This is a genomic window from Agrobacterium sp. 22-3639C2, assembly GCF_053522105.1.
Genome location: NZ_JBNWDB010000001.1, coordinates 1456309 through 1481496 on the forward strand (window position 1 = coordinate 1456309; position 25188 = coordinate 1481496).

Below are 25188 nucleotides of genomic sequence, written 5' to 3' on the forward strand. Positions count from 1 at the left end.
TGGGGGACATCTGTCCATGAGTACGTTTGAATTCCTGCTGCACGGTCTTGAGGTTGCTGCCCAACCCATGAACCTGCTCTATGCGCTGATCGGCGTGACACTCGGCACTGCCGTCGGCGTTCTGCCCGGCATCGGGCCGGCGCTGACGGTCGCTCTGCTTCTGCCCGTTACATACCGGCTTGATCCCGCCGGTTCGCTCATCATGTTCGCCGGCATCTATTATGGCGGCATGTATGGCGGATCGACCACCTCGATCCTGCTCAACACGCCGGGCGAAAGCGCATCGATCGTGACTGCGCTCGAAGGCAACAAGATGGCCCGTGCGGGCCGCGGCGGCCCGGCACTTGCCACCGCCGCCATCGGCTCCTTCGTCGCTGGTCTCATCGCCACAGTCGCTCTCGCCTTTGTTGCACCCTATATCGTCAAGCTGGCGCTGGTTTTCGGCCCGCGCGAATATTTCGCGCTGATGGTGCTCGCTTTTGTCACCGTCTCCTCGGCTTTCGGAGACTCGGCACTGCGCGGCCTTACCTCGCTGTTCATCGGCTTCGCGCTCGCCATCGTCGGTATCGACCAGTTGACCGGCCAGACCCGCATGAGCTTCGGCATTCCCGACCTTCTCGACGGCGTGGAAGTGACGACGCTTGCGGTGGCCATGTTCGCCATCGGCGAGACGCTGTTCATCGTTGCGCAGGGCCAGAGTGGCGACGAGAAGGTCGAAGCGGTCAAGGGTTCGGTCTGGATGAGTGCGCAGGACTGGGCGCGTTCCTGGAAACCCTGGTTGCGCGGCACATTGATCGGCTTCCCGATTGGCGCCATGCCTGCCGGTGGTGCTGAAATCGGCACCTTCCTTTCCTATGCAACCGAAAAGCGGCTCAGCAAACATCCGGAAGAATTCGGCCATGGCGCCATCGAAGGGGTTGCCGGTCCGGAAGCCGCCAACAATGCCTCCGCTGCCGGTACGCTCGTTCCCCTCCTGACGCTCGGCCTGCCGACGACGGCAACCGCTGCCATCATGCTCGCCGGTTTCCAGCAGTTCGGTCTTCAGCCTGGCCCGCTGCTGTTTGCCACCAATCCGCAGCTGGTCTGGGGCCTTATCGCCAGCCTGTTCATCGCCAACCTGATGCTGCTGGTGCTCAATCTGCCGCTCATCGGCCTGTGGGTGAAGCTGCTGACCATCCCGAAACCCTGGCTCTATGCCGGCATCCTGCTGTTTGCGACGCTCGGCACCATCGGCGCCAACCCGTCCGTGTTCGAACTCGGCATGCTGCTCGCCTTCGGTATCCTTGGTTACATCATGCGCATCTTCGGTTATCCGATCGCGCCTGCCGTGGTCGGCCTCATCCTCGGGCCGCTTGCCGAACAGCAGCTTCGCCGTGCACTCGCCATCGGCCAGGGCGACCCGACCGTGCTGCTCACCTCACCGATTGCCGTCGGCCTGTTCCTTGTCGCAGCCGCCGCCTTCATCGTCCCGCTCATCATGCGCATCCGCGGCCGCGGCGAGGTGCTGACGCAGCTTGCCGCCAACGAGGACTGATAACAAAAGCCTCCCAAGGCAACTGGCCCCGTCTCCTTCCGGATGCGGGGCCCTTTTTATTCACGGCAACGGGATGTGTGGCGCAGGCACGGCCGTGATAGTATTCCTGTCCAACGCAGGAGAAAAACATGCGCAAGATCGCGATCATGCTGGTTCTGGGCCTTGCCGGCTGCGCCACCGCGGCACCCGACGTGCAACCCATTCCGGGCAGCATCACCTATGGCGGACAACCCCATACCAAATTGACCAAGTCACCCATCGGCAGCACGCTCAGCCACGAATTCGTCATGGGCGATGGCCGGCTGGCGATTGAAACCTACCGCATCCAGCCTGACCGGTCGCTGAAACTGGAAAGACGCGAGATCGTCGGCGACTGGCCGCCGAATTGAAAGAAGATACGGCCCCTGATGTGGCTCCGGGGTTTGCTTCCGGTGCCACACACATTTCCCGCTCACGGCAATTCAGAACTATTCTAAAACATATTTTTGATTTCCGCATACCTTGCCAATAAAGCTGACAGCGAACATCAAGTTACGCCTGCGGGATCCGCTTCCGCAGGGTCAAGAACCATATTGCAAGGGACATATCCGTGGCCATCAACTTCACCTTCCCCGTTCGGCTGCTGGCAGCAGCGGCCTTCAGCCTTGGCGCGATGACCGCAGGCGCTGAGGAAATGACGATCAAGCACGCGCAGGGCGAGACCGTTCTGAAAGCCGCGCCGAAAAAGGTTCTGGTTCTGGATATCCCCTCGCTCGACAATCTCGATGCGATGGGCGTCGAGCCAGCTGGTGTCCTTGGTTCCAACCTGCCGACCTATCTCCAAAAATATGCCGATGGCAAATATCTGAAGGTCGGCACGCTGTTCGAACCCGATTACGAGGCGATCAATGCGGCAGAAGCCGATCTCGTCATCGTCGGCGGCCGTTCGCGTGCGAAATATCCCGATGTTGCGAAGATCACCCCCGCCATCGACATGTCGATCGATTCCAAGGAATTCATCGCGAGCGTCAAAGCCAATATCACCAAGCTCGGCGATATCTTCGGCAAGCAAGAAGAAGCAAAGAAGCTCGACGCCTCCATTGACGAGAAGGTCGCAAAGCTGAAGGCCATCGCGCCGAATTCCGGCACGGCGATGATCCTCGTCACCAATGCCGGCAAGGTCGGTGTTTACGGCCCAAGCTCGCGCACCGGCTGGCTGCACACGGAAATCGGCTTCAAGCCGGTCGCTCCTGATATCGACGACCGCTTCGACCGGGGCGATGTCGTGTCCTTCGAATATCTGGCAGAGGTCAATCCCGAATGGCTGTTCGTGATTGACCGCGATGCCGGCATCGGCCGCGCAACGGACCCAGGCAAGGCCGCCGCCCAGGTGCTGGACAACGAACTGATCCACCAGACCAACGCCTGGAAGAAAAAGCAGATCGTCTATCTCGACCCGCAGGCGGCCTATATCGTCAGCAGCGGTTATACGGCGCTCACCACCTTGCTTGATCAGGTCTACGAGGCCGTGTCCGAGAAGAAGTCGTAAAAACTGCCTTCGCGACGTCATCCCCGGGCTTCTCCCGAGGATGACGAAGGAGAGGTTCAGTCCTCCGGGCAATCTGCGAGGTCGAAGCGAGCCATCACCATTTTCGAAAAACCACTGACGTGAAATCCCTGTCCCTCATCCTCGCCCTCCTTCTGGCGCTGACACTCGCCATCGTCAGCCTGTTCGTCGGCGTGAGCAACGTCTCGCTGGCGACGCTTTTTGCACCGGATACGAGCGCGGATGCACTGCGCGTGCTCCTCGTCAGCCGCATTCCGCGCACGCTGGCGCTCATACTGGCCGGAAGCTCGATGGCGATTGCCGGTCTCATCATGCAGATGCTGGTGCGCAACCGCTTCGTGGAGCCTTCGACGGCTGGCACCACCGAATCCGCCGGCCTTGGCCTGCTCACCGTCACCCTGCTTGCCCCGGAAACGCCGATCTTCGGCAAGATGCTGGTGGCGGCCGCTTTCGCGCTGGCGGGAACCGCACTTTTCCTGCGTATTCTGCGGCAGGTGCCGCTGCGCGATGTGCTGCTGGTGCCGCTGATCGGCATCATGCTGGGCGGCGTCATTTCTGCCGTCACCACTTTCTTCGCCTATCGTTTCGATCTGCTGCAATCGCTCGGCGCGTGGATGACCGGGGATTTTTCCGGCGTGCTGCGTGGCCGCTATGAATTGCTGTGGATCGGCTTCGTTTTCGCCATCGCTGCCTATCTCGCCGCCGACCGTTTCACGGTGGCAGGCATGGGGCGCGACTTCACCACCAATCTCGGACTGAACTATCGCCGGGTGATGGCGCTCGGCCTCACCATCGTCTCGCTGGTCAGTGCCGTCGTCGTCGTGACCGTCGGCATGATCCCTTTTCTCGGCCTGATTGTGCCGAATGTGGTCAGCCTGATTATCGGCGACAATATGCGCCGTTCCGTGCCCTGGGTGGCGACGCTTGGCGCGGTCTTCGTTCTTGCCTGCGACATCATCGGCAGAACGGTGCGCGCGCCCTATGAGATACCGATCGGAACCGTGGTCGGCGTCATCGGCAGCGCGCTGTTCCTCTATCTCCTGCTCCGGAAACGCCACCATGCATGAGAGACATCCCGACCGGCGCGCGAAACTCGTGCTGCTGATGCTTCTCGCACTGGCGCTCATCTCCATGGCTGCCTTCATGACGCTGGGTGCAAAGGGCAGTTGGAGCTTCATCCTGCCGTTTCGCGGCATCAAGCTTCTGTCGCTTTTGTTGGTGGCCTATGCCATCGCCGTTTCGACGGTATTGTTCCAGACGGTCACCAACAACCGCATTCTCACCCCTTCGGTGATGGGTTTCGATTCGCTCTATGTGCTGGTGCAGACGGCGCTGATCTTCGTGTTTGGCTCGGCAACCGTGGTGATGATCGATCCGCAACTGAAGTTTCTTGCCGAAACCGCGCTGCTCGTCACGTTCTCCGCCCTGCTCTACCGCTGGCTTTTCGTCGGCGCGGAACGCAGCCTGCATCTTCTGGTGCTGGTCGGCATCGTCTTCGGCGTGTTCTTCCGCAGCCTCTCGGGCTTCATGCAGCGCGTACTGGACCCCAATGAATATGCGGTGCTGCAGGATGTGCTGTTCGCCAGCTTCAATTCCATCGATCCCACCCTTCTTGCGGTATCAGTCATCATCGTCGGCGTGGTGACGATTATAGGGTTGCGGCTCCTGCACACGCTCGACGTTCTTTCGCTCGGCCGCGCAACGGCCATCAGCCTTGGCGTGGACTACAAGCGAACGGTGACGATCATCCTCGTGCTGGTCTCCGTTCTCGTCGCCGTTTCCACCGCACTCGTCGGCCCTGTCATGTTCTTCGGGCTGCTGGTTGCGGCGCTGGCCCATTATCTCACAGGCAACGGCAAACATGCCTATGTGCTGCCGGCTGCAATCCTCATCGCCATCATCTGCCTTGTCGGCGGTCAGGTGGTGCTGGAGCGGATCTTCGCCTTCAACACGGCGCTTTCCATCATCATCGAATTTCTGGGCGGCATCGTCTTTATCGGTCTTATTCTCAAGCGGGGTGCGCGATGATCATCGCCAGTCAGATCAGCAAATCCTATGGCGACACGGTTGTTGTCGATGGCGTCTCCGTCGCCATTCCGGCAGGCGGCGTCACCTCCATCATCGGGCCGAACGGGGCGGGAAAATCCACGCTGCTCTCCATCGTGGCACGGCTGATGTCCATGGATGCGGGAACCGTGACTGTGGACGGGCTGGATGTGACCAAGACCCCTTCCGACACGCTGGCAAAACGGCTCTCGATCCTCAGGCAAGACAACCACATCTCGTCACGCCTGACGGTGCGCGATCTCGTCGGTTTTGGACGTTATCCCTATTCCAAGGGCCGTCCCACCATCGAGGACAAGGTCCATATCGACCGGGCGCTGGAATATCTCCATCTCGAAAACCTTTCCGGCCGCTTTCTCGACGAGCTTTCCGGCGGCCAGCGTCAGCGCGCCTTCGTGGCCATGGTCCTGTGTCAGGACACGGACTATGTGCTCCTGGACGAGCCGCTCAACAATCTCGACATGAAACACGCCTCAAGCATGATGAAGATCATGCGTCGCGCCGCCGACGAGCTGAAGAAGACCGTGGTTCTGGTACTGCACGACATCAACTTCGCCTCCTGGTACTCCGACACCATCATCGCCATGCGTGATGGCCGAATCTGCCGCCAGGGACCGGCGGAACAGATTATCCGTCCGGAGGTTCTGCGGGAAATCTACGACATGACCATCAGTGTCAACGACATAGACGGTCGACGCATCTGTCTGTTTTATGAGTGAGATACGACGATTGCAGAGGTTTTTTGCCATTGCCGTCCGAGCGACGGAACAGGGCAACCGGCCAGGGCGTTAATCGGGGGAGATTTTGCCAAACGGCATTCCGTCCGCAACGTCAGGAGACATCGATGAAGACGCACAAGACGAAGAACGACCTGCCTTCCAACGCCAAATCAACGGTGATGGGTATTCTGAACGAATCGCTCGCTTCTGTGATCGACCTTGCACTGGTGACCAAGCAGGCGCACTGGAACCTGAAAGGTCCGCAATTCATCGCCGTGCACGAACTTCTCGACACCTTCCGCGCCCAGCTCGACAATCACGGCGATACAATTGCCGAACGTGTGGTGCAGCTTGGCGGCACAGCGCTCGGTAGCCTGCAATCCGTCTCTTCGACGACCAAGCTCAAGGCCTATCCGACCGATATCTACAAGATCCACGATCATTTGGACGAACTGATCGCCCGTTATGGCGACGTGGCCAACATGATCCGCAAGGCTATCGATGATTCCGACGAGGCCGGCGACCCGACGACAGCGGATATCTTCACCGCCGCCTCGCGCGATCTCGACAAGGCGCTGTGGTTCCTCGAGGCGCACGTTCAGGAAAAGAGCTGAGCCGCAACGCTGCTACTGCCACCACACACACGAAAGCGCCCGAGATGCCCGGGCGCTTTTTTAATGAAATGGCGCAATCAGTGCCGACGTAAAACCGCAAGACCGATGTCGCGCAACATCTCATGATCGAGAATGCCGCGCTGGGCGCTACGGATCAAAACCGCCGCGCACTCGTTGGCGACGTGGCTACAGCGATCTTGAAGGCACTCGAAACATACGCCGTCGAAAATATTCTGCAGATCGGTGATCTGCTGGGGCGACAATTGTGCGCCGACTCTTTCAAAAGCTGCATACGACAAGGCTCATCCTCCCGATGATGACATGCCAAGTATCGTTTCTTTTTTTGTGGACATGAAATTTGTACACCCGAACGAATCACTTGTCGAATCAGATTTTAACCAAATGTAAACAGGTTATTTTTTGGCCATCCGGCCGGTTGTGTGCTTTTACAACCCAAATAAAGGCCAGCCGAAACAATACCTTCGCCCGCCAACACACTTTTTTACGACGCATCGGGCCGGTCGTTTTGAATAAACCCACAGGCCAGACGGATTTCCACCGAAACCGCAAAAGAAACTGTTGCATTCCAAAAACGATTGAGCGATATAGCACCCGTCGCCGCGCTTTGGCGGCCCGCGGTCCAGCGAACTACCCCGGACCAGCGGTTTTTGAGCGGGTGTAGCTCAGGGGTAGAGCACAACCTTGCCAAGGTTGGGGTCGAGGGTTCAAATCCCTTCGCCCGCTCCAGTTTTCCCTGGAAAACGTCGGGAATGTCAAAGCGCTTACAGGCACCGCCCTGATTTTGCCGCCGGTCCCAGATAGCTCCTCTTCAACCGAAGCCTACCCGCATGTTCTGGGCCGATCTGACGCCCAACCATAGTCCCGTGCCCTAGACACCGAACTTATTCGCTTCAGGAAGGCGTTTGCGGACGTGCAAGACATGATAGCCGATTTGGATTCTCATTAGAATTATTTAGTATTAAGTATTATTCTTATTTAATATAAGAGTACAGTATATTATTATAAGATACGTAATTACTAATAATACATAATTGTTTCTTAAATTTGTAAGTATAATCATCACCGGAAAAGCGCATGATGCCGAAATATGACCCATGAAGGGCTCGATTTTCTTGTGGGAGCCATAACGATGAGAAATATTCCCGTTGTCGGAAAGTTTTTGACGGTATTTGCGCTATTCGGCGTATGTGTAATCCTGATTGCGGCCTACTCCGCCATACAGATCAAATCGATCGATGGAAGTTATAGTGACCTTATTGCGCGTGACAGCGCAGCGGCCTTGAATTTGGCACTCGCGAACCAAGAACTGCTGAACGGGCGTGCGGCTCTGGCCGATATGATGATCGCCTTTACGGAACAGGGTAATGCCGCTGCCGAAGCTGAGGTGAAGGCCACACGCGACAAGTTCATGGTATCGATGGATGGAGCCATCGCCAATATCCCCGAAGACAACCGCCTGCGCGTACTCAAGGACGACGTGACGACGCTCTATAACGTGACGTGCAAGAACGCCTGGCACCTGGGCCGAACCGCATCAACCGTGGATGAGGCACTTGCGTCGCAAAAAGCGTTTGGCACCGAGTGCCAGCCAGTCTTTGCCAAGATCGGCGCGAAACTTACACAGATAGCCACTGATATTTCGAACCGTAGCGCCAAGCAGAGCGATGATCTGAGCGACATAAGCCAACGGACTGCACTGATTACCGTCGCGGCGGTCGTCCTCGGCTTCATCACCGTCGTCGTCATCGGATATTTCGCGATCAGCAGCTGGCTTGTCACGCCGATCCGGGGTCTTGTCGGCACGATGCAAACGCTTGCGGAGGGTAACCTGTCCGTCAAGGTCGAGGGAACGGACCGGCGCGACGAGGTCGGCACGATGGCAAAGGCCGTTGAGGTCTTCAAGGATAACGAATTGAAGGCCCGCCGGCTGGAAGCGGATGCGGCGCAGGTGCGTAACCAGTCCGAGGCAGAGCGTCAAAGAACCGCCGAAATTGATCGCAGGCGCGCCGCCGAAATGGCGGAAGCGACCAGCGGCCTTGCCGAAGGTCTGAAGCATATGGCCAATGGCGACCTGTCCTACCAGCTGAAAACGCCTTTCTCCGCAGAATTCGAAAGCCTGCGTGCGGACTTCAATATCGCCGTAAACCAGCTTAGCAAAACACTACTGTCCGTTGCCGATGTCACGGCCACGATCGACAACGGCTCTCGCGAGTTGAGTTCGAGTGCGAGCGACCTGTCGCAACGCACGGAAACCCAAGCCGCATCGCTGGAAGAAACAGCCGCAGCGCTCGACCAGATAACCAGCAACGTCAGCAATTCGACCAAACGGACTGAGGAGGCCCGGATCGTGGCGGTCGAGGCCAACAGATCCGCGCAGACATCCGGTCAGGTCGTGGCAACTGCGGTCGATGCCATGAAGCGCATAGAAAGCTCTTCAAGCCAGATTTCCAACATCATAGGCGTCATCGACGAGATTGCCTTCCAGACCAATCTTCTGGCACTCAACGCCGGCGTCGAGGCGGCCCGTGCGGGCGAGGCAGGCAAGGGCTTTGCGGTTGTGGCACAGGAAGTGCGTGAACTGGCCCAGCGCTCGGCGCAAGCGGCCAAGGAAATCAAGGAGCTTATCCGCAACTCCGCCGACGAAGTGCAGAACGGCGTGAAACTCGTGACCGCAACCGGCGACGCCCTGAAGATCATTGAAAGTCACGTCATCGCCATCAATGCACAACTCGACGCCATCGCGACATCCGCAAGGGAACAATCGGTCGGGTTGGCCGAGGTCAACAGCGCGGTAAACCAGATGGACCAGGTCACGCAGCACAATGCCGCGATGGTCGAAAGGGCGACGGCCTCCAGCGCATCGCTTGCCGGTGATGCCGAAAAACTCCGCCAGATCGTCGGCCAGTTCAAGCTGGATGGCGCAATGGCCAGCACCAGCACGGCTCGATCCGCATATAAGCCTTCAGCGCCGGTGCGCGTTGCCGACAACGCACAGCCGAGACCATCCCCGGCGCGTCGCATGATCGGCCAGGTGGCCGCAGCGCTCGGCGTATCCACGGCCTCGAAAGATCAGACTTGGGGCGAATTCTGATCCACTCTCTCAGAAGACACCCGGATAGCTTATCCGGGTGTCTTAAGGTTATCTATATCAGTGAAAACCGCTCCTCCGTCATGCCGGCTAGACCCGCGTGACGGCACCAGGAGGAATTCCACCCACACCCATTGGCAACTGTCAGGCAGCCGCGTCCCATACCGGTGCAAGCCCGTCCGGCGAGACGATACGGCCATCCGGTCGAGCAAGAGCGCGGATCGCATCCGTCTCAGCGACCGACAGCGTGAAATCGAAGATCGCAAGGTTTTCATCAACACGGGCTTCGCTCACCGTCTTCGAAAGCGCAATCACACCCTGCTGCTGCACGAGCCAGCGCAGCACCACCTGCGCCACCGACTTGCCCCGGCTTGCGGCGATGTCCTTTAGAACCGGATCGGCAAAAACCTTGCCGTCGGCCATACCGTAATAACCCGTCACCGACATGCCGGCAGCCTTGGCCGCCGCGATCACCACATCCTGATCGATATAGGGATGGTATTCGATCTGATTGGTGACGATCGGTGCCTTTGACAAACTGACCGCCTCAGCCATCAGCGCCGTATTGAAATTGGACACGCCGATATGGCGAACCTTGCCGGCGTCGCGAACCGCGTTCAGCGCGCCTATCTGCTCGGCCAGCGTTACCGCCTCGTTCGGCCAGTGCAGAAGCAGGAGATCGACATAATCGGTCTTCAGTTTTTTCAGGCTCTCATCGACGGAGGCAAGAAAGGCATCGTGCCTGTAGTTCTCCACCCAGACCTTGGTGGTCAGGAAGATATCGCTGCGTGCCACGCCGGAACCGGCAATGGCTTCGCCGACTTCGGCCTCATTACCGTAAATCTGTGCGGTATCGATATGGCGAAAGCCGGCCTTCAGGGCATGCGGAACGATCCGAAGAACATCGGGGCCGGGAATACGGAAGGTACCGAAGCCAAGCACCGGGATCGATGCGCCTTTGGCGGTGACATCAAACATATATTTTCTCCTTTTAGGGTACACCCGGCCAGCCCTTAGGCAGTGGCCGGGATTTATATGAAAAACTCAGGCGGTCTTCAGCGAGAGCGAGGCGCGACGGTCGAGTGCACTGCTCCAGAGGGTGAGAATGAGGGCAATGGCGACAAGGATGGCGCCGACCCATGGGGTTGCGGCAAGGCCCATCGGCGATTCCACCACGAGACCGCCAAGCCACGCACCAATCGCGATGCCGAGATTGAAGGCGGCGATATTGAGCGCCGAGGCGACATCGACAGCGCCGGGGCGGTGTTCCTTGGCCAGCTGCACCACATAAAGCTGCAGGCCGGGAACGTTGGCGAAGGACAGGAAGCCGAGCGCCACCAGCGTGATCAGGGTCAGAATCGGCGAGACGGCGGTGAAGGAAAAGACCAGCAGTACGATGGCTTGTGCCAGAAAGAGGCCGATCAACGCCTTGACTGGATTGTGGTTGGCGATTTTGCCGCCACCGATGTTACCGGCGGCAATGGCGATGCCGTAGAGCACAAGGATCAGGCCGACGCTCTTTTCGGAGAAGCCCGTGACATCCTGAAGGATCGGCGCCAGAAAGGTGAAGGCGACGAAGGTGCCGCCGTAACCAAGTGCGGTCATGGCGAAAACGATGAGCAGTCGGCCGGAACCCAGCACACGCACCTGATCGAGAAGGCTGGCGGGCGGCGCTTTCTTCAGCGTGCCCGGCAACAGGGCCGCGATACCGGCAAAGGCGATGACACCAAGACCTGCAACCGCCCAGAAGGTGGCGCGCCAGCCGAAAATCTGCCCGATATAGGTACCGATCGGCACGCCGGTGACGATGGCGACGGTCAAACCCATGAACATCATGGCAATCGCCGAGCCACGGCGGTTTTCCGGCACGAGATCGGCGGCGATGGTGGCGCCAACGGAGAAGAACACGCCATGGGCGAAGGCGGAAAGCACCCGCGCGACCAGAAGCGTCTCATAGCTTGGCGACACGGCGGCTGCGACATTACCGACGACGAACAGCGCCATCAGACCCAGCAGCAGCGGCTTTCTTTCGATCTTGCCGGTCAGCGCAGTCAGGATCGGCGCACCGAAAGTGACACCCAGCGCGTAAACGCTGACGATAAGGCCGGCAAGCGGCAGGGTAATGTGGAGATCTGCGGCGACCGTCGGCAAAAGACCGACGATGACAAACTCCGTGGTTCCGATCGCGTAAGCCGCGATCGTCAAGGCAAATATGGCCAATGGCATGACGAGTACCTCTTCGCCCGGAGCGGGATCGCGGGCGTTATGGACAGCGGGTGCTGTCCGGTTGGATCAACTGTGTGATTGCAATATGGGCGAAGGGGACTTGCATGATAATCAGCAAGATTGGATAAAAGCCTTTGAATTAATTTCACAAGTGGTGCAGCGATGGACAACAGGGCCGGAGAAATGGAAGTCTTCGTGGCGGCAGCCGAGCTGGGGAGTTTTTCCGCAGCCGGGCGCAGGCTCAAGCTTTCACCCTCGGCGGTGAGCAAACTTGTCACCCGCATTGAAGACCGCCTCGGCACCCGCCTTCTCGCTCGCTCCACCCGCGTGGTGACGCTGACGCCGGAGGGGGAAATCTATCTTTCCCGGGCAAGGCGCATTCTGGCCGACATCGCCGATACGGAGCAGATCGTAGCAGGCGGCGGCAAGGTGGTGCCGCGGGGGCTACTGCGTGTCAACGCCACGCTGGGCTTCGGCGAAAGGTATCTTCTGCCGCTCGCACCGGAGTTTTTATCTCTTTATCCGGAAATCGAACTGGATATCTCGCTAACCGACGGCGTCATCAGCCTGATCGAGGAGCGCACCGATATTGCGATACGATCCGGCGGGATGGCGGATTCGTCCCTCAAGGCAAGAAAGCTGAAAGAGGTCCGCCGGATCATCGTCGCCTCCCCTGCCTATATAGAAAAACATGGCATGCCGGAAAAGCCGCAGGATCTGGCCCAACACAATTGCATCAGCTTCAATTTCAGTCGCAGCCTCAACGAATGGCCTTTTCGTGATCCCGGCACGACAGAGGTCTACCGCCTTCCCGTGACCGGCAACGCCTCGGTCAACAGCGGCATGGCAATGCGTAGGCTGTGCCTGACGGGCCTTGGGCTGGGAAGGGTCGGAGAGTTTCATGTCGAGCCGGATATCGAGGCCGGTCTGCTCGTGCCGGTGCTCGAGGATTACAATCCGGGCGACATGGAGGTGATCCACGCCGTTTATGCCGGACATGATCACTTGGCCGCCCGCGTACGCGCTTTTATCGATTTTGTCGCGGCAAAGGTCGGGCGGTGACTAGCTGCCTCAGACGAGGCTGTGAACCATCTTCGCCAGCCAGTCCACGAAAACACGGACCTTGTTGGTGACGTGCCGTGTCTGCGGATAAACGACATAGATCGGCATGGGTTCGCGCCGCCATTCCGGCAGAACCGGCACAAGCTCGCCACGCGCAAGCGCATCCTTGACCATGAAAACGGGCAGCTGCACCATGCCCATGCCCGCCAGCGCGGCGTTGAGATAAGTGCGGCTGTCATTCACCGAAACGACGTAGTTGGGCGTAATCTCGACGCTGCGAAGCCCGTTGTCGAATGAGATCGGCATGATCTGGCCAGTGGTGGCATTGAAATATCCCACGGAATGATGTCCGTTTTCGAGATCTTCCGGCTGTTGCGGCATGCCGAAACTCTCGATGTACAGGGGAGAGGCGAAGGTTTCGAATTTCAGCTCGCCGACCTTGCGCGCAATAAGTGATTGATCCCGCAACGTGCCGACCCGCAGCGCGCAATCGACATTCTCCGCGATATAATCGACCAGACGGTCGCCGACGCCGAGATCGAGCCGGATTTGCGGATAGCGCTGGTAAAATTCGCAAAGATGTGGAATAACCACGAGGTCCGCGAAGACACCGGCCATTTCCACCCGCAACCGGCCAGACGGCTGCACCTGCGCGCTGGACATGCTGCCATCAAGCTCTTCGATTTCCGACAGAATCTGCGAGGCCCGCTCATAATAGAGAGCGCCGTCCGTCGTCAGCATCACCCGCCGCGTTGTGCGGTTGAGAAGCGTGGTATGTAAATGCGCCTCCAGCGCCTGGACCATGTTGGTGACGGTGGTTTTGGGCATGTTCAGCGCGGTCGCGGCGCGGCTGAAATTGCCGGTTTCGACGACGCGAGTGAATACCCGCATGGCGGAAAGCTGATCCATGTCGCTATTATCCGTTTTTTTGGAATAGTGTTTTCATTTTGACGTACTTGATCGTTTTCTCCCGAACAATAATATGAATTTCAGATTTTGCAAATATGGTGAGCTGCTGATGGCGGCGCACGGGATCGGATCAGATGAAAGCGCACTGGGAAAATATCGAAGGCTGTGGGGGCTCGGCGTCCCAGCTTTCCGTGCGCCGATATGAAAGTGCCGGCCTGTGCACCAACCCGCCCGTGGTCCTTTATTTGCGCGGCGGCTCGTTTCTTGAAAAGGGCGGCAATTGCCCGGAGCTTCCGGTGGCACGCGCGCTCGCTGAAAGCGGCGCGATCGTCGTCGAGGCCGACTATAGCAAGTCGTCCGGCAACGAGTTTCCGATGGTGATCGATTGTGCCTTCGAAGCGCTGGATCATCTGAGCCGGGACCGCAAGCATTATGGCGGCGCAAAATCGCTGCTGTTTGTGGCCGGCGAAGAGGCTGGTGGCAATGTGGCGGCTGGGCTTGCGCTGAAGGCGCGGGACCGCATGCCGGGCAAGCTTGCCGGTCAAATACTTCTGTCGCCCATGATCGACCCGATGATGACGACGGAATCCTTCCGCGATGCGGACAGGATCGGCATGCGCCAGCGCTGGGCGGATGGCTGGAGCCATTACCTTGCCAAGGCCTGCGGGTTTTTTCACCCCTATGCCGCGCCCTGCCAGTGTACGCGGCTGAACCGGGTGGCGCCGGCGCTGATCTTTACCGCCGAGGACGACCCTCTGCGCGACGAAACGGTCGGTTATGCCGACAGGCTCATCGCCTCCGGTGTCAGCGTCCGGCAGCATGTTTTCCCCGCCGGTATTGGCTGGACGGGGCTTTATCAAGGAAAGGGCGGCGGATGGGTCCCATCCGTCTGTTCGGAGTTCAAGACCTTCGTTGACCAGATAAAACACTGAAATCGCATTTTGAGCATGTCCAGTAAAAGTGCGTAGCGGTTTTACGCCCGGACCATGCGACAAAACACACAGATAGAGAAACTGACCGGCTCCTGATCCGAGCCAAGGAGAGACCCATGACGCTGACCACAAAGCGCCGGGCCCTGACGGGCGCCGGTATCGGGCTTGCTATGTCCGTTGCAGCCGCAGCACTCATTTTCGACCTGCCCACCAGCCGTGATGCGACGGCAGCTTCCACCCCGGCTGAAACGCCGGCTATCCCAGTCACCGTCGCCAAGGTGGAAAGCCGCGATGTGATGCGCTGGGAAGAATTTTCCGGCCGTCTCGAAGCCGTCGACCGCGTGCAGATCCGCTCCCGCGTCGCTGGCCAGATCAAGGCCGTGCATTTCCGCGAAGGCGCGCTGGTGAAGGAAGGCGACCCCCTCTTCACCATCGATCCGGCCCCCTATCAGGCAGCCGTTGCAGGTGCTGAAGCCCAGGTCGCCTCCGCCGAAGCCAAGGTCAGCCTTGCCAAGACGGAACTCGACCGTGGCCGCAGGCTTTCCGACAATCGCACGATCTCCCAGAGCGATCTCGACCAGCGGCAAAGCTCGTTTGCGGATGCCGAAGCCCAGCTTCGCGCCGCCCGCGCGACGCTGACGACGGCTCAGCTCGATCTTGGTTACACCGAAATCGTTGCACCGGTTTCCGGCAGGGTCGGCCGCATCGAAATCACCGCCGGCAACCTCGTTGCCGCCGGCTCGACATCGCCTGCCCTGACGACGCTGGTTTCGGTCAACCCGATCTATGCCAGCTTCAACGCCAGCGAAGGAACGGTAGCGAAAGCGCTTTCCGAGCTGCCGAAGACGACCGACGCCCTGCCCGCGCTCGAACAGATCCCGGTGGAAATCGGCACGCTTTCGGATGAAGGCACGCCGATCAAGGGCACCCTGCACCTCATCGACAACCAGGTCGATTCCGCCAGCGGCACCATTGGTGTGCGTGCGGTCTTCGAAAATCCTGATGGCAGGCTCATTCCCGGCCAGTTCGTGCGGGTGCGCATGGGTGAACCGAAGCCGGAAAACCGGATAGTCATCAGCGACCGCGCCATCGGCACGGATCAGGACAAGCGGTTCGTCTTTGTCGTCGATGCCGAAAACAAGGTGAGCTACCGCCAGATCAAGCCCGGCGCACCGGCTGACGGCCAGCGCATCATCGACAGCGGCCTTGCAGCCGGCGATACGATCGTCGTCAACGGCCTGCAGCGCATTCGCCCCGGTGCAACCATCGCACCGCAGGCGGAAGACAAGGTCGCCGCCTCGCAATAACGCCGTCCCGCCTCCGGCGAGACGCATTTCACAAAGAACCGGCCCTCACCGGCGGCCATGATGCCGCCGGAACGGTCCTTGCATTTCCAAATCTACCCGGAGAGGGGACTGGATATGAATATTTCCAGATTTTTTGTCGACAGGCCGGTCTTCGCCGGCGTGCTGTCGATCCTGATCGTGGTCGCAGGCCTTCTCGGCATGCGCGCCCTGCCGATTTCCGAATATCCGGAAGTCGTGCCGCCATCCGTCGTCGTCCGCGCCACCTATCCCGGTGCGAACCCGGCCGTTATCGCCGAAACCGTCGCCACGCCGCTTGAAGAACAGATCAACGGCGTCGAGGACATGCTCTATATGGGCAGCCAGGCGACATCGGACGGCGTGCTGACGCTGACCGTCACGTTCAAGTTGGGCACCGACCCGGACAAGGCGCAGCAGCTGGTGCAGAACCGCGTGTCGCAGGCCGAACCGCGCCTGCCCGCGGAAGTGCGCGCACTCGGCATCACCACCGTCAAAAGCTCGCCCGACTTCATCATGGTCGTCAATCTCGTGTCGAAGACCGATGCCTATGACATCACCTATCTGCGCAACTATGCGACGCTGAACGTCAAGGATCGCCTCGCCCGTATCGAAGGCGTGGGTCAGGTGCAGGTCTTCGGCGCGGGTGACTATTCCATGCGCGTCTGGCTGGATCCGCAAAAGGTGGCCGAACACGATCTCGCCGCCAGCGACGTATCCGACGCCATCCGTCAGCAGAACGTCCAGGCCGCAGCCGGCGTTATCGGCGCATCGCCAAGCCCCAACGGCGTCGACCTGCAGCTCAACGTCAATGCCCAGGGCCGTCTGACGACGCCGGAGGAATTCGGCAACATCATCGTAAAGAGCGGCGCGAACGGCCAGATCACCCGTCTTCGCGATGTCGCCCGCATCGAACTCGGCGCTGCCGACTATACGCTGCGCTCGCTGCTCGACGGCGAACCCGCCGTGGCGATTGCCGTATTGCAGGCTCCCGGCTCCAACTCCATCGAAATCGCCGATAATGTCCGCGCGACAATGGACAATCTGCAACTGGCGATGCCTGATGGCGTGAAATATGAAATCGTCTACGACACGACGAAGTTCGTTCGCTCGTCCATCGAAAAGGTCGTTGATACGCTCCTCGAGGCCGTTGGCCTCGTGGTACTGGTGGTCATCCTGTTCCTCCAGACCTGGCGCGCCTCGATCATTCCGCTGATCGCCGTTCCGGTGTCGATCATCGGCACCTTCGCCGTCATGTATGCCTTCGGCTTCTCCATTAACGCGCTGACCCTGTTCGGCCTCGTGCTGGCCATCGGCATCGTGGTGGATGACGCCATCGTGGTGGTGGAAAACGTCGAGCGAAACATCGAAAACGGGCTTTCTCCGCGTGATGCCACCTACAAGGCGATGCGCGAAGTCTCCGGGCCGATCATAGCAATCGCGCTTGTGCTGGTCGCCGTTTTCGTCCCACTGGCTTTTATCTCCGGCCTTTCTGGCCAGTTCTACCGGCAGTTCGCGCTGACGATCGCGATTTCCACCGTCATTTCGGCGATCAATTCCCTGACGCTGTCACCCGCTCTTGCAGCCCTGCTGCTGAAAGAGCACGACGCACCGAAAGACTGGCTGACCCGCTTCATGGACCGGATTTTCGGCTGGTTCTTCCGTGGCTTCAACCGCGCCTTCGGAGCCGCCTCCAACGGTTACGGCAAAACCGTAGGCGGGCTGGTAACGCGCAAAAGCCTCGTCATGATCGTCTATATGGCGCTGGTGGCTGCCACCTACGGCATGTTCAGCGCGGTCCCAAGCGGGTTCGTACCGGCGCAGGACAAGCAATATCTCATCGGCTTCGCCCAGCTTCCGGACGGCGCAACGCTTGACCGCACGGAAAGTGTCATCAAGCGGATGAGCGATATCGCCATGCAACAGCCGGGCGTCAGCCACGCCATTGCCTTCCCCGGCCTGTCGATCAACGGCTTCACCATCGGCTCCAATTCCGGCATCGTCTTTGCAGTTCTCGACGACTTCGAAAACCGCAAGACGCCGGAACTGTCAGGCGGTGCCATCGCAATGCAGCTGAACCAGAAGTTTGCCGGCATTCAGGATGCCTTCATCGCCATGTTCCCGCCGCCGCCGGTTAACGGTCTCGGCCAGACGGGCGGCTTCAAGCTGCAGATCGAGGACCGTGCCGGTTACGGCTACCAGACGCTTGACGAAGCGGCCAAGGCGGTCATCGCCAAGGCATACCAGACACCGGAACTGGCAGGCATCTTCTCCAGCTTCCAGATCAACGTGCCGCAGCTCTTCGCCGATCTCGACCGCGCCAAGGCCGAGCAGCTGGGTGTTTCGGTCAGCGACGTCTTCCAGACGCTGCAGATCTATCTGGGCTCGCTTTATGTCAACGACTTCAACGCCTTCGGGCGGACATACAGCGTGCGTGTGCAGGCAGATGCGCAATTCCGCGCCCATGCCGAAGATATCGGCCGCCTGAAGGTCCGCTCGTCCACCGGTCAGATGATCCCGCTTTCCACGCTGTTGAAGGTAGATGCAACGACAGGACCGGAGCGCACAAACCGTTATAACGGCTTCCTTGCAGCCGATATCAACGGCGGTCCGGCACCGGGCTTCTCCTCTGGACAGGCGCAGGCGGCGATCGAGAAAATCCTTGCCGAAAACCTGCCGGCCGGGATCGAATACGAATGGACGGACCTGACTTACCAGCAGATCCTTGCCGGTAATTCCAGCCTCGTGGTCTTCCCGCTGGCGCTGCTGCTCGTCTATCTCGTATTGGCTGCGCAATATGAAAGCCTAACCCTGCCGATCGCGATCATTCTGATCGTTCCGCTCGGCGTTCTCGCCGCATTGACAGGCGTCTGGCTGACGGGAGGGGACAACAACATCTTTACGCAGATCGGCCTTGTCGTCCTTGTCGGGCTATCGGCGAAGAACGCGATCCTGATCGTGGAATTCGCCCGCGAGCTGGAATTCGAAGGACGAACGCCGCTTCAGGCCGCAGTCGAGGCAAGTCGCCTGCGCCTCCGCCCGATCCTGATGACCTCACTCGCCTTCATCATGGGCGTGGTGCCTCTGGTCATCTCCACCGGTGCGGGTGCGGAAATGCGCGCGGCCATGGGTGTCGCAGTGTTCTCCGGCATGATCGGGGTGACGTTCTTCGGCATCTTCATGACACCGGTATTCTACGTGCTGGTGCGCAAGCTGTCGGGTAACCGTCCTCTCATCCAGCACAAACAGGAAGAACCTGCCAATTCGGACTACAAGCTCGAAAAGGCCGGCTGAGACCTGATCCAATCCACCGCAAACTTCGACGAAAGCCCGCCGCGCATCTCACGATGCGCGGCGTTTTTGTTGGTGGGAACGTCCATGTGCATCGCCTGAAACAGAATCTGTTTCAATGACTTAAGCAGCAAGCACATACATGCTGCGCCGCAATAAAGAAATAACGAATACAATATATTCGCATAAGGCAGCAGATACGTAAAGGAACAATGCTATTTTATGCTTTCCATTTTGTGGTAATTTCAAGAACAGGGTGATTCGGGCTAAATGATTTAGTTCAGGGGTGACATGATGGAGCAGGAATACGAGAACTGGGCGACAACCATTGCCTATTCGATAGTAATGCATGAAGGTCTGGATCTAGCGCTTGCCGCGCAGAATCTGGACAGAGGCAAGACCAGAAACAACCGTGAACGGCTGATGGAAGCCATCCGCAAATCTCTGCTGGAGGCCCGTTCGCGCAGCCATCTGACGGTAGCGCAGCGGCTCTGAAGTCTGTCGCCGTATCCGATGCTGCCACAGGATCAGGTTGGAAGCAGATCGGTCCTTATCGCGGCTTTCAGCGGCAGGTGGTCCGAGGCAATGCGCGCCAGCGCACTGTCATGCGCCTCCACCTGCTCGATCAGCCCTTCGCGGTTGGCGATGATCCTGTCGAGCGCAAGCACCGGCAGGTTGGATGGAAAACTGGGCACTGCGGGCGGCAGGGCGCCGAATGCATCCCTCAGAGTATTGAGCGACGAGCCATTGCCGAGACGCCATTCGTTCAGGTCTCCCATGAGGATGGTCGCGCATTCGTTTCGCGCTTCCAGAAGACCGATAAGCGCCTTTGCCTGCTGGGCACGGGAATGCCTCAAAAGACCGAAATGCGCGGCGATTATTCGCAGTGCGCCACCGCTTTTCAAATCCAGTTCCACCACCAGCGCGCCGCGCGGCTCCAGCCCCGGCAATTTCAGCGTATGAACATCCCGCACCGCACCTTCCTTGAACAACAGGACATTACCGTGCCATCCATGCGCCTTCACACCCGCCAGAACAGGCACGGGGACAAGCCCGCTTTCCCGCTCCAGCCGGGCAAGATCGAGCAGGCCCGTGCGCTCGCCGAAACGGCTGTCCGCCTCCTGTAGCGCGATGATATCCGCGCCGATTTCCTGAATGACGCGGCTGGTGCGATCAGGATCGAACCTGCGGTCGCGGCCGACGCATTTGTGGACGTTGTAGGACGCGATGACCGGGAAGGAGTGATCTCTCTCCACCTGCCCGGCATTCTTCCGTTGGTGGCGGTCGCGCAGCGACTGCATGACGAAGGCGGGCAGGCTGCTGTTTTTCGCCAGTGCCGTTTTTCCACGCTCCAGCAAACTGTTTTTCTTCACGCTGCGACGCCTCCGATGCGCAAATTAAAAGTTTTAGAGCGTTTCCGACGCATAGCGCTCTAAAGATACGGCGAAGCGAGCCACAGGACGCGCTCCACAAAACGGACAACGAATGGCCGCGAATTCAGTTCGCTCAGTCGCACGGGTAAAGCGGTTGCCCGTGCTTCCCGGATGCGGTTTCCGATGGTCGCGGCGAATTCCTCATCCATAACTTCCAGATCGACTTCGAAGTTCAGCCGCAATGAACGAGGGTCCAGGTTGGAAGAACCGATGTAGCTCCAGCGCTCGTCGATCACCAGAAGCTTGGAATGATTGAAGGGCCCTGTCGCCCGCCAGATGCGGCAGTAATTCTTCAACATCTGGTCGAATTGCGCCGTCATCGCCCTGTCCACAAGCACCAGATTGTTGCTTTGCGGCACGATGATATCCACCACGACTCCCCGCCTCGCTGCGGTAATGAGCGCTGAAATAAGCTCCCGATCGGGGAGAAAATAGGGCGACATGACGAGAATGGAGGAGCGGGCGACGGAAAACGCCCCCATCAGCATCTTGTGATTGGTCTCTATGCTCTTATCCGGCCCCGAGGAGGAAACGCGGGCGACGATCTGTGAACCCGGCACACCATCGGGAATGGCGATATCCCAGACCGGCGTGTGCAGAAGCTCCCCCGTCGTGAACCTCCAGTCCTCCGCCGCAATGGAGAAAAAATCAGAGACAACCGGTCCGCTGATCTTGAAATGTGTGTCGTGCGCCTGTTTTTCGCCGCCGAATTCAAGGGTGAACCCTTCGCGGATATTCATGCCGCCGCTAAAGGCGAGGCGCCCGTCCACCACCAGGATCTTGCGGTGGGTGCGCAGATTGGCATAGGGCAGCCGCAGCCCCATGATGACATTGCCGTTGAACACATCGGCAACGATCCCTTTTTCCCTGAGCGTTGGCAGGATGCTCGGCACGGAATAGCGCGCGCCCACGGCATCCACCAGCACCCGCACCTCCACGCCCCGGAACTTCGCCCTTTCCAGCGCGGCGACAAAACGGGCGCCGATCCTGTCATTGTCGAAAATATATGTTTCGAGGATGATCGACCGCTTCGCCTCGCCTATCGCTTCAAGCATGGCGGCATAGGCCGCGTCGCCGGTGACAAGCGGCTCGATGCGGTTACCGGTCGTCAGTGCGTGGCGCGTCACCCGGTCGCCGAGCGTCTTCATCGCCTCGAAACGGCGTCCGAACCGCGCGGCAATCACCTCGCCGCTCGCATCCAGGCGCGCCACGCGATCCATGATCTCGTCCTGCATGAAAGACCGCTGCTGCCTGATACTGGACCGGCGAATCCGGTTGATGCCGGCAATCGCATAAATGACTGCACCGACGATCGGCGACAGAACGATGACGCCCACCCAGCCAAGCGCGGAGCGGACCTCTTCCTTCGTCATCGTGGCATGTACGGCCGCCACGGTTCCCATCAAAATGGAAAGAGCGGCAAGGATATGAGGCCAATAGGCGATGACGAGATCGAGCATGATGCAACTATAGGGCATCGTGTCGAAAAGTGTACCGCGGTTTTGGGAAAACCCGATGCGTAAACAAAAAGGTAGGGCAGTTCGCCGATACCGCAATACCGGACCGGCACCGGAAAGGCCAAGAAGACCGGACGCCCATCGTTTTACGGGATAGACCCTTGCGGGATTAACGGTGGAAAGTGACGATGCGATATGTCATGAGAGCGCATCTTGATCTGTGAGCAGGGGCACTTGCGGGCTTCTGTGGCGTTTGAAAGCAAGAAGGCCGTGATGCAGGAAAATACCCAGGGCGCCGTCATCGTCATTTCCAGCCACGTCATGCGTGGATCGGTCGGCAACCGTGCCGCAGTCTTCGCGCTGGAGACCCTTGGCTATCCGGTATGGGCGGTGCCCACAATCGTTTTGCCCTGGCACCCCGGCCATGGCCCGTCCACCCGGATGCGCTTTCAGGACGATGATTTCGACAAGGCCATGACCGACCTCGAAAACGCCAAATGGATCGGCGAGGTCAAGGCTGTCCTGACCGGTTATTTCGGCAGCGCGGCGCAGGTGCGCTCCGTCGCAAGGCTGATCCGCAATCTCAAGGAAAAGAACCCGTCGCTGATTTATGCCTGTGACCCGGTCATGGGCGATCTGGGCGGACTATACATTCCCCTTGAGACTGCCGAAGCCATCCGCGATCACCTCATTCCGCTTGCCACCGTCGCCACGCCAAACCGTTATGAACTGGCCTGGATGAGCGGCGCCGAGCTTGAGACCAACAATGCCATCATGGATGCCGCGCTCGCACTCGGCCCGCCGAAAATGCTGGTCACCTCAGCCGTGTCGATGATGGCGGGCGGCACGGGAAATCTCTATTTGAGCGGCCGGCACGCGCTGATGGCGGAACACCGCGCCATAGAAGACGCACCGAACGGTCTCGGAGACCTGATGGCGGCGCTGTTCCTTGCCCGGCTGCTGGAAGGCATGGACGACGAGAAGGCGCTGCAACTGGCCACCGCCAGCGTGTTCGAAATTCTGGCGCGAACCAAAAAACGCGACATGAACGAATTGACGCTGGAGACGGATTCTTCAAGTCTCTCCACACCCATGGCGATGGTGCAGATGCGCCATCTCTTGCATCCTTCGCGCAGCAAGCGCAAATAGCGGCTAAAGGATTGGTCTTCAACGCACCGAGTTCTTCTCTTGATCTTGGTCCAAGCACAACGGTACTGCGATAGATGAAAGATTTTCCGGAAAACCTTCTCAACGGCTACAAGAACTTCATGAGCGGCCGCTATGCCGACGAGCGCGAAAGATACCGCGTTCTGGCTGATACCGGACAGAAACCGCAGACCCTGTTCATTGCCTGTTGTGACTCCCGTTCGGCGCCGGAAACGATTTTCGACTGCGGACCGGGAGAACTTTTCGTCGTGCGGAACGTCGCCAACATGGTGCCGCCCTTTGAGCCTGACGGTCAGTACCACGCCACATCAGCCGCCATCGAATATGCCGTGCAGGTTCTGAAGGTGAAGGACATCGTCGTCATGGGCCATGGCCGCTGCGGCGGCATTCAGGCCGCACTCGACCCCAATCTTGAACCTCTGTCACCCGGCGACTTCATCGGCAAATGGATGAACATGGTGAAATCCGCCGCCGAGCAGATCCAGAGCAACGACGTCATGACCGCTTCCGAGCGCCAGACGGCGCTGGAGCGCGTTTCCATTCGCAACTCCATCGCCAACCTGCGCGGCTTCCCCTTCGTCAAGGCGCAGGAAACCGCCGGCAAGGTGAAGCTGCATGGCGCCTGGTTCGATATCTCCACCGGCGAATTGTGGGTGATGGACGGCAAAACGGGCGACTTTCGCCGCCCGGACCTGTGATTGTCGAAACCTTCTCAAAGCTTCGTCACCCCGGACGTGATCCGGGGCCAAGCGCGATCAAGTCTTTGATTGCTTAGGATTGTTTTCACGGCGCAGACGCGCCGTGACTGGATGCCGGAACTAGTCCGGCATCACGGAAGTGGACGTTCCAATTGGGAGAAAGCGGCCTTATTGGCCGTCAATCGCCTTGCCGATAAACGCAATCGCCTGCTGATAAACGCTTGCAGCGTTCCAGCCCTGAATGGCCGCGTAATTCGTCTGCCCCTGCTGATAACCCGCACCGCGCTGCCAGCCGTGGCCGACAAGGAAGTTGGCCGTGGAGGCGAGCGCATCGGCGCGCGAACCGACGAGATCGATGCGTCCGTCGCGGTCGAAATCCACGCCGTAGCGCACAACGTTCAACGGCAGGAACTGCGTCTGGCCGATTTCGCCATGGGCAGCACCCTTGGCGTTAACGTTCAGCGATCCGCTGCCGACGAGCTTCAGGGCCGCATAAAGCTGCTCGGTAAAATAATCCGAACGGCGGCAGTCGAAAGAAAGCGTCGCCACGGCGGACAGCGTGTGCTGGTTGCCCATGAAGCCGCCAAATCCGGTTTCCATGCCCCAGATGGCGAGCAGCGGGCCGGCCGGCACACCATAGGCCTTTTCAATCGAGGCGAAGAGAGCCGCATTGTTCTTCTTCATGGTCTTGCCGCGCGAGATGATCGTCTGGCCGCCACGCTTCTGCATGAACTGGTCGAAGGACAGCTTGAAGCTGTGCTGGCCGCGATCGGCGCGGATGGTCGGCTGATTGTAGGAGACGCCGGAGAAGGCACGATCAAGCACCGAGGCGCTGACACCGCGGCTCGCCGCTTCCTGCTTGAAGGCACCGACCCAGGCGTCGAACCCTGCCGAAGTGTTGCCGCATTGCGCAGCCACAACCGGCGTCGCCGCCAAAACCGAGACCATGGCCACACCAGCCAGAATTGCCTTCATTGCCCGCATCAAAATCTGCCTTCGATATCCTTTGGGGAATTTATCCCGAGAACCAAAACGTCGCTGCTGTATGGGCTCGGGTGCCAAATTGCTTTTTGGCCGCCTAAATTGCCTTTTGGCAGCAAGGCCT

22 protein-coding genes and 1 tRNA gene are annotated in these 25188 nt (G+C 59.3%); 16 read left to right on the plus strand and 7 right to left on the minus strand.

Annotation, left to right across the window (positions count from 1 at the left end):
• The first annotated feature begins 16 nt into the window (after window positions 1-16).
• The 7 genes from ACQZ6D_RS07325 to dps all read left to right on the plus strand — a co-directional run bounded on the left by ACQZ6D_RS07325 (window position 17) and on the right by dps (window position 6477).
• The gene (locus ACQZ6D_RS07325; RefSeq protein WP_003514036.1) at window positions 17-1534 is read left to right on the plus strand and encodes a tripartite tricarboxylate transporter permease; all 1518 of its coding nucleotides are present in this window, start codon (window positions 17-19) and stop codon (window positions 1532-1534) included.
• Between the two features lie 128 nt (window positions 1535-1662).
• Window positions 1663-1923: a hypothetical protein gene (locus ACQZ6D_RS07330; protein ID WP_003514037.1), complete on the plus strand. Its 261-nt coding sequence runs from the start codon at window positions 1663-1665 to the stop codon at window positions 1921-1923.
• Window positions 1924-2123: 200 nt separating this feature from the next.
• On the plus strand, window positions 2124-3062 hold the full coding sequence (locus ACQZ6D_RS07335; RefSeq protein ID WP_013636756.1) for a siderophore ABC transporter substrate-binding protein: 939 nt from the start codon (window positions 2124-2126) through the stop codon (window positions 3060-3062).
• Between the two features lie 119 nt (window positions 3063-3181).
• Window positions 3182-4147 (plus strand): ABC transporter permease, encoded by a 966-nt coding sequence (locus tag ACQZ6D_RS07340; RefSeq protein ID WP_038492099.1) that lies wholly within the window; start codon window positions 3182-3184, stop codon window positions 4145-4147.
• Window positions 4140-5108, plus strand: coding sequence for an iron chelate uptake ABC transporter family permease subunit (locus tag ACQZ6D_RS07345; RefSeq protein WP_112497240.1), 969 nt, complete (start codon window positions 4140-4142; stop codon window positions 5106-5108). The genes ACQZ6D_RS07340 and ACQZ6D_RS07345 overlap by 8 nt, the downstream gene beginning before the upstream one ends.
• Entirely contained in the window at window positions 5105-5863 is a 759-nt protein-coding gene (locus ACQZ6D_RS07350) for an iron ABC transporter ATP-binding protein (RefSeq protein ID WP_003514045.1), read from the plus strand. Before ACQZ6D_RS07345 ends, ACQZ6D_RS07350 begins: the two co-directional genes overlap by 4 nt.
• A gap of 125 nt (window positions 5864-5988) precedes the next feature.
• A complete protein-coding gene (gene dps, locus ACQZ6D_RS07355) occupies window positions 5989-6477 on the plus strand; it encodes a DNA starvation/stationary phase protection protein Dps (RefSeq protein WP_003514046.1) in 489 nt (162 codons plus the stop codon).
• A 77-nt stretch (window positions 6478-6554) separates the two neighbouring features.
• On the opposite strand, the gene ACQZ6D_RS07360 is transcribed toward dps, so the two are convergent.
• Entirely contained in the window at window positions 6555-6776 is a 222-nt protein-coding gene (locus ACQZ6D_RS07360; RefSeq protein ID WP_013636760.1) for a hypothetical protein, read from the minus strand.
• Window positions 6777-7149: 373 nt separating this feature from the next.
• Here ACQZ6D_RS07360 and ACQZ6D_RS07365 point away from each other — a divergent pair.
• Both ACQZ6D_RS07365 and ACQZ6D_RS07370 read left to right on the plus strand, forming a co-directional pair.
• Window positions 7150-7224, plus strand: a tRNA-Gly gene (locus ACQZ6D_RS07365).
• A 403-nt stretch (window positions 7225-7627) separates the two neighbouring features.
• Window positions 7628-9589: a methyl-accepting chemotaxis protein gene (locus ACQZ6D_RS07370; RefSeq protein ID WP_448729746.1), complete on the plus strand. Its 1962-nt coding sequence runs from the start codon at window positions 7628-7630 to the stop codon at window positions 9587-9589.
• Window positions 9590-9730: 141 nt separating this feature from the next.
• Here ACQZ6D_RS07370 and ACQZ6D_RS07375 read toward each other — a convergent pair whose 3' ends face one another.
• The gene (locus ACQZ6D_RS07375; protein ID WP_065702596.1) at window positions 9731-10564 is read right to left on the minus strand and encodes an aldo/keto reductase; all 834 of its coding nucleotides are present in this window, start codon (window positions 10562-10564) and stop codon (window positions 9731-9733) included.
• A gap of 66 nt (window positions 10565-10630) precedes the next feature.
• Window positions 10631-11812: an MFS transporter gene (locus ACQZ6D_RS07380; protein ID WP_174049935.1), complete on the minus strand. Its 1182-nt coding sequence runs from the start codon at window positions 11810-11812 to the stop codon at window positions 10631-10633.
• A gap of 162 nt (window positions 11813-11974) precedes the next feature.
• On the opposite strand from ACQZ6D_RS07380, the gene ACQZ6D_RS07385 reads away from it, so the two are divergent.
• Window positions 11975-12874, plus strand: coding sequence for a LysR family transcriptional regulator (locus ACQZ6D_RS07385; protein ID WP_013636764.1), 900 nt, complete (start codon window positions 11975-11977; stop codon window positions 12872-12874).
• A gap of 9 nt (window positions 12875-12883) precedes the next feature.
• On the opposite strand, the gene ACQZ6D_RS07390 is transcribed toward ACQZ6D_RS07385, so the two are convergent.
• Window positions 12884-13783: a LysR family transcriptional regulator gene (locus ACQZ6D_RS07390; protein WP_003514057.1), complete on the minus strand. Its 900-nt coding sequence runs from the start codon at window positions 13781-13783 to the stop codon at window positions 12884-12886.
• Window positions 13784-13917: 134 nt separating this feature from the next.
• On the opposite strand from ACQZ6D_RS07390, the gene ACQZ6D_RS07395 reads away from it, so the two are divergent.
• The 4 genes from ACQZ6D_RS07395 to ACQZ6D_RS07410 all read left to right on the plus strand — a co-directional run bounded on the left by ACQZ6D_RS07395 (window position 13918) and on the right by ACQZ6D_RS07410 (window position 19823).
• Window positions 13918-14715 (plus strand): alpha/beta hydrolase fold domain-containing protein, encoded by a 798-nt coding sequence (locus ACQZ6D_RS07395; protein ID WP_013636765.1) that lies wholly within the window; start codon window positions 13918-13920, stop codon window positions 14713-14715.
• 116 nt (window positions 14716-14831) lie between these two features.
• Window positions 14832-16022: an efflux RND transporter periplasmic adaptor subunit gene (locus ACQZ6D_RS07400; RefSeq protein WP_003514060.1), complete on the plus strand. Its 1191-nt coding sequence runs from the start codon at window positions 14832-14834 to the stop codon at window positions 16020-16022.
• 114 nt (window positions 16023-16136) lie between these two features.
• Window positions 16137-19331 carry an efflux RND transporter permease subunit gene (locus ACQZ6D_RS07405; protein ID WP_019565072.1) on the plus strand — a complete coding sequence of 1065 codons (3195 nt, stop codon included), beginning with the start codon at window positions 16137-16139 and terminating at the stop codon, window positions 19329-19331.
• A 288-nt stretch (window positions 19332-19619) separates the two neighbouring features.
• Window positions 19620-19823: a hypothetical protein gene (locus ACQZ6D_RS07410; protein ID WP_019565071.1), complete on the plus strand. Its 204-nt coding sequence runs from the start codon at window positions 19620-19622 to the stop codon at window positions 19821-19823.
• Between the two features lie 32 nt (window positions 19824-19855).
• Here the strand turns inward: ACQZ6D_RS07410 and ACQZ6D_RS07415 are convergent, their stop codons facing one another.
• Window positions 19856-20701: an endonuclease/exonuclease/phosphatase family protein gene (locus ACQZ6D_RS07415; RefSeq protein WP_013636769.1), complete on the minus strand. Its 846-nt coding sequence runs from the start codon at window positions 20699-20701 to the stop codon at window positions 19856-19858.
• A 59-nt stretch (window positions 20702-20760) separates the two neighbouring features.
• Entirely contained in the window at window positions 20761-22221 is a 1461-nt protein-coding gene (locus ACQZ6D_RS07420; protein ID WP_065702634.1) for a phospholipase D-like domain-containing protein, read from the minus strand.
• Between the two features lie 270 nt (window positions 22222-22491).
• On the opposite strand from ACQZ6D_RS07420, the gene pdxY reads away from it, so the two are divergent.
• Window positions 22492-23367: a pyridoxal kinase PdxY gene (gene pdxY / locus ACQZ6D_RS07425; RefSeq protein ID WP_026330745.1), complete on the plus strand. Its 876-nt coding sequence runs from the start codon at window positions 22492-22494 to the stop codon at window positions 23365-23367.
• A 74-nt stretch (window positions 23368-23441) separates the two neighbouring features.
• Window positions 23442-24083 carry a carbonic anhydrase gene (locus ACQZ6D_RS07430; RefSeq protein ID WP_003514071.1) on the plus strand — a complete coding sequence of 214 codons (642 nt, stop codon included), beginning with the start codon at window positions 23442-23444 and terminating at the stop codon, window positions 24081-24083.
• Window positions 24084-24251: 168 nt separating this feature from the next.
• Here ACQZ6D_RS07430 and ACQZ6D_RS07435 read toward each other — a convergent pair whose 3' ends face one another.
• Entirely contained in the window at window positions 24252-25067 is an 816-nt protein-coding gene (locus ACQZ6D_RS07435; RefSeq protein ID WP_003514072.1) for a lytic murein transglycosylase, read from the minus strand.
• Between the last annotated feature and the right edge of the window lie 121 nt (window positions 25068-25188).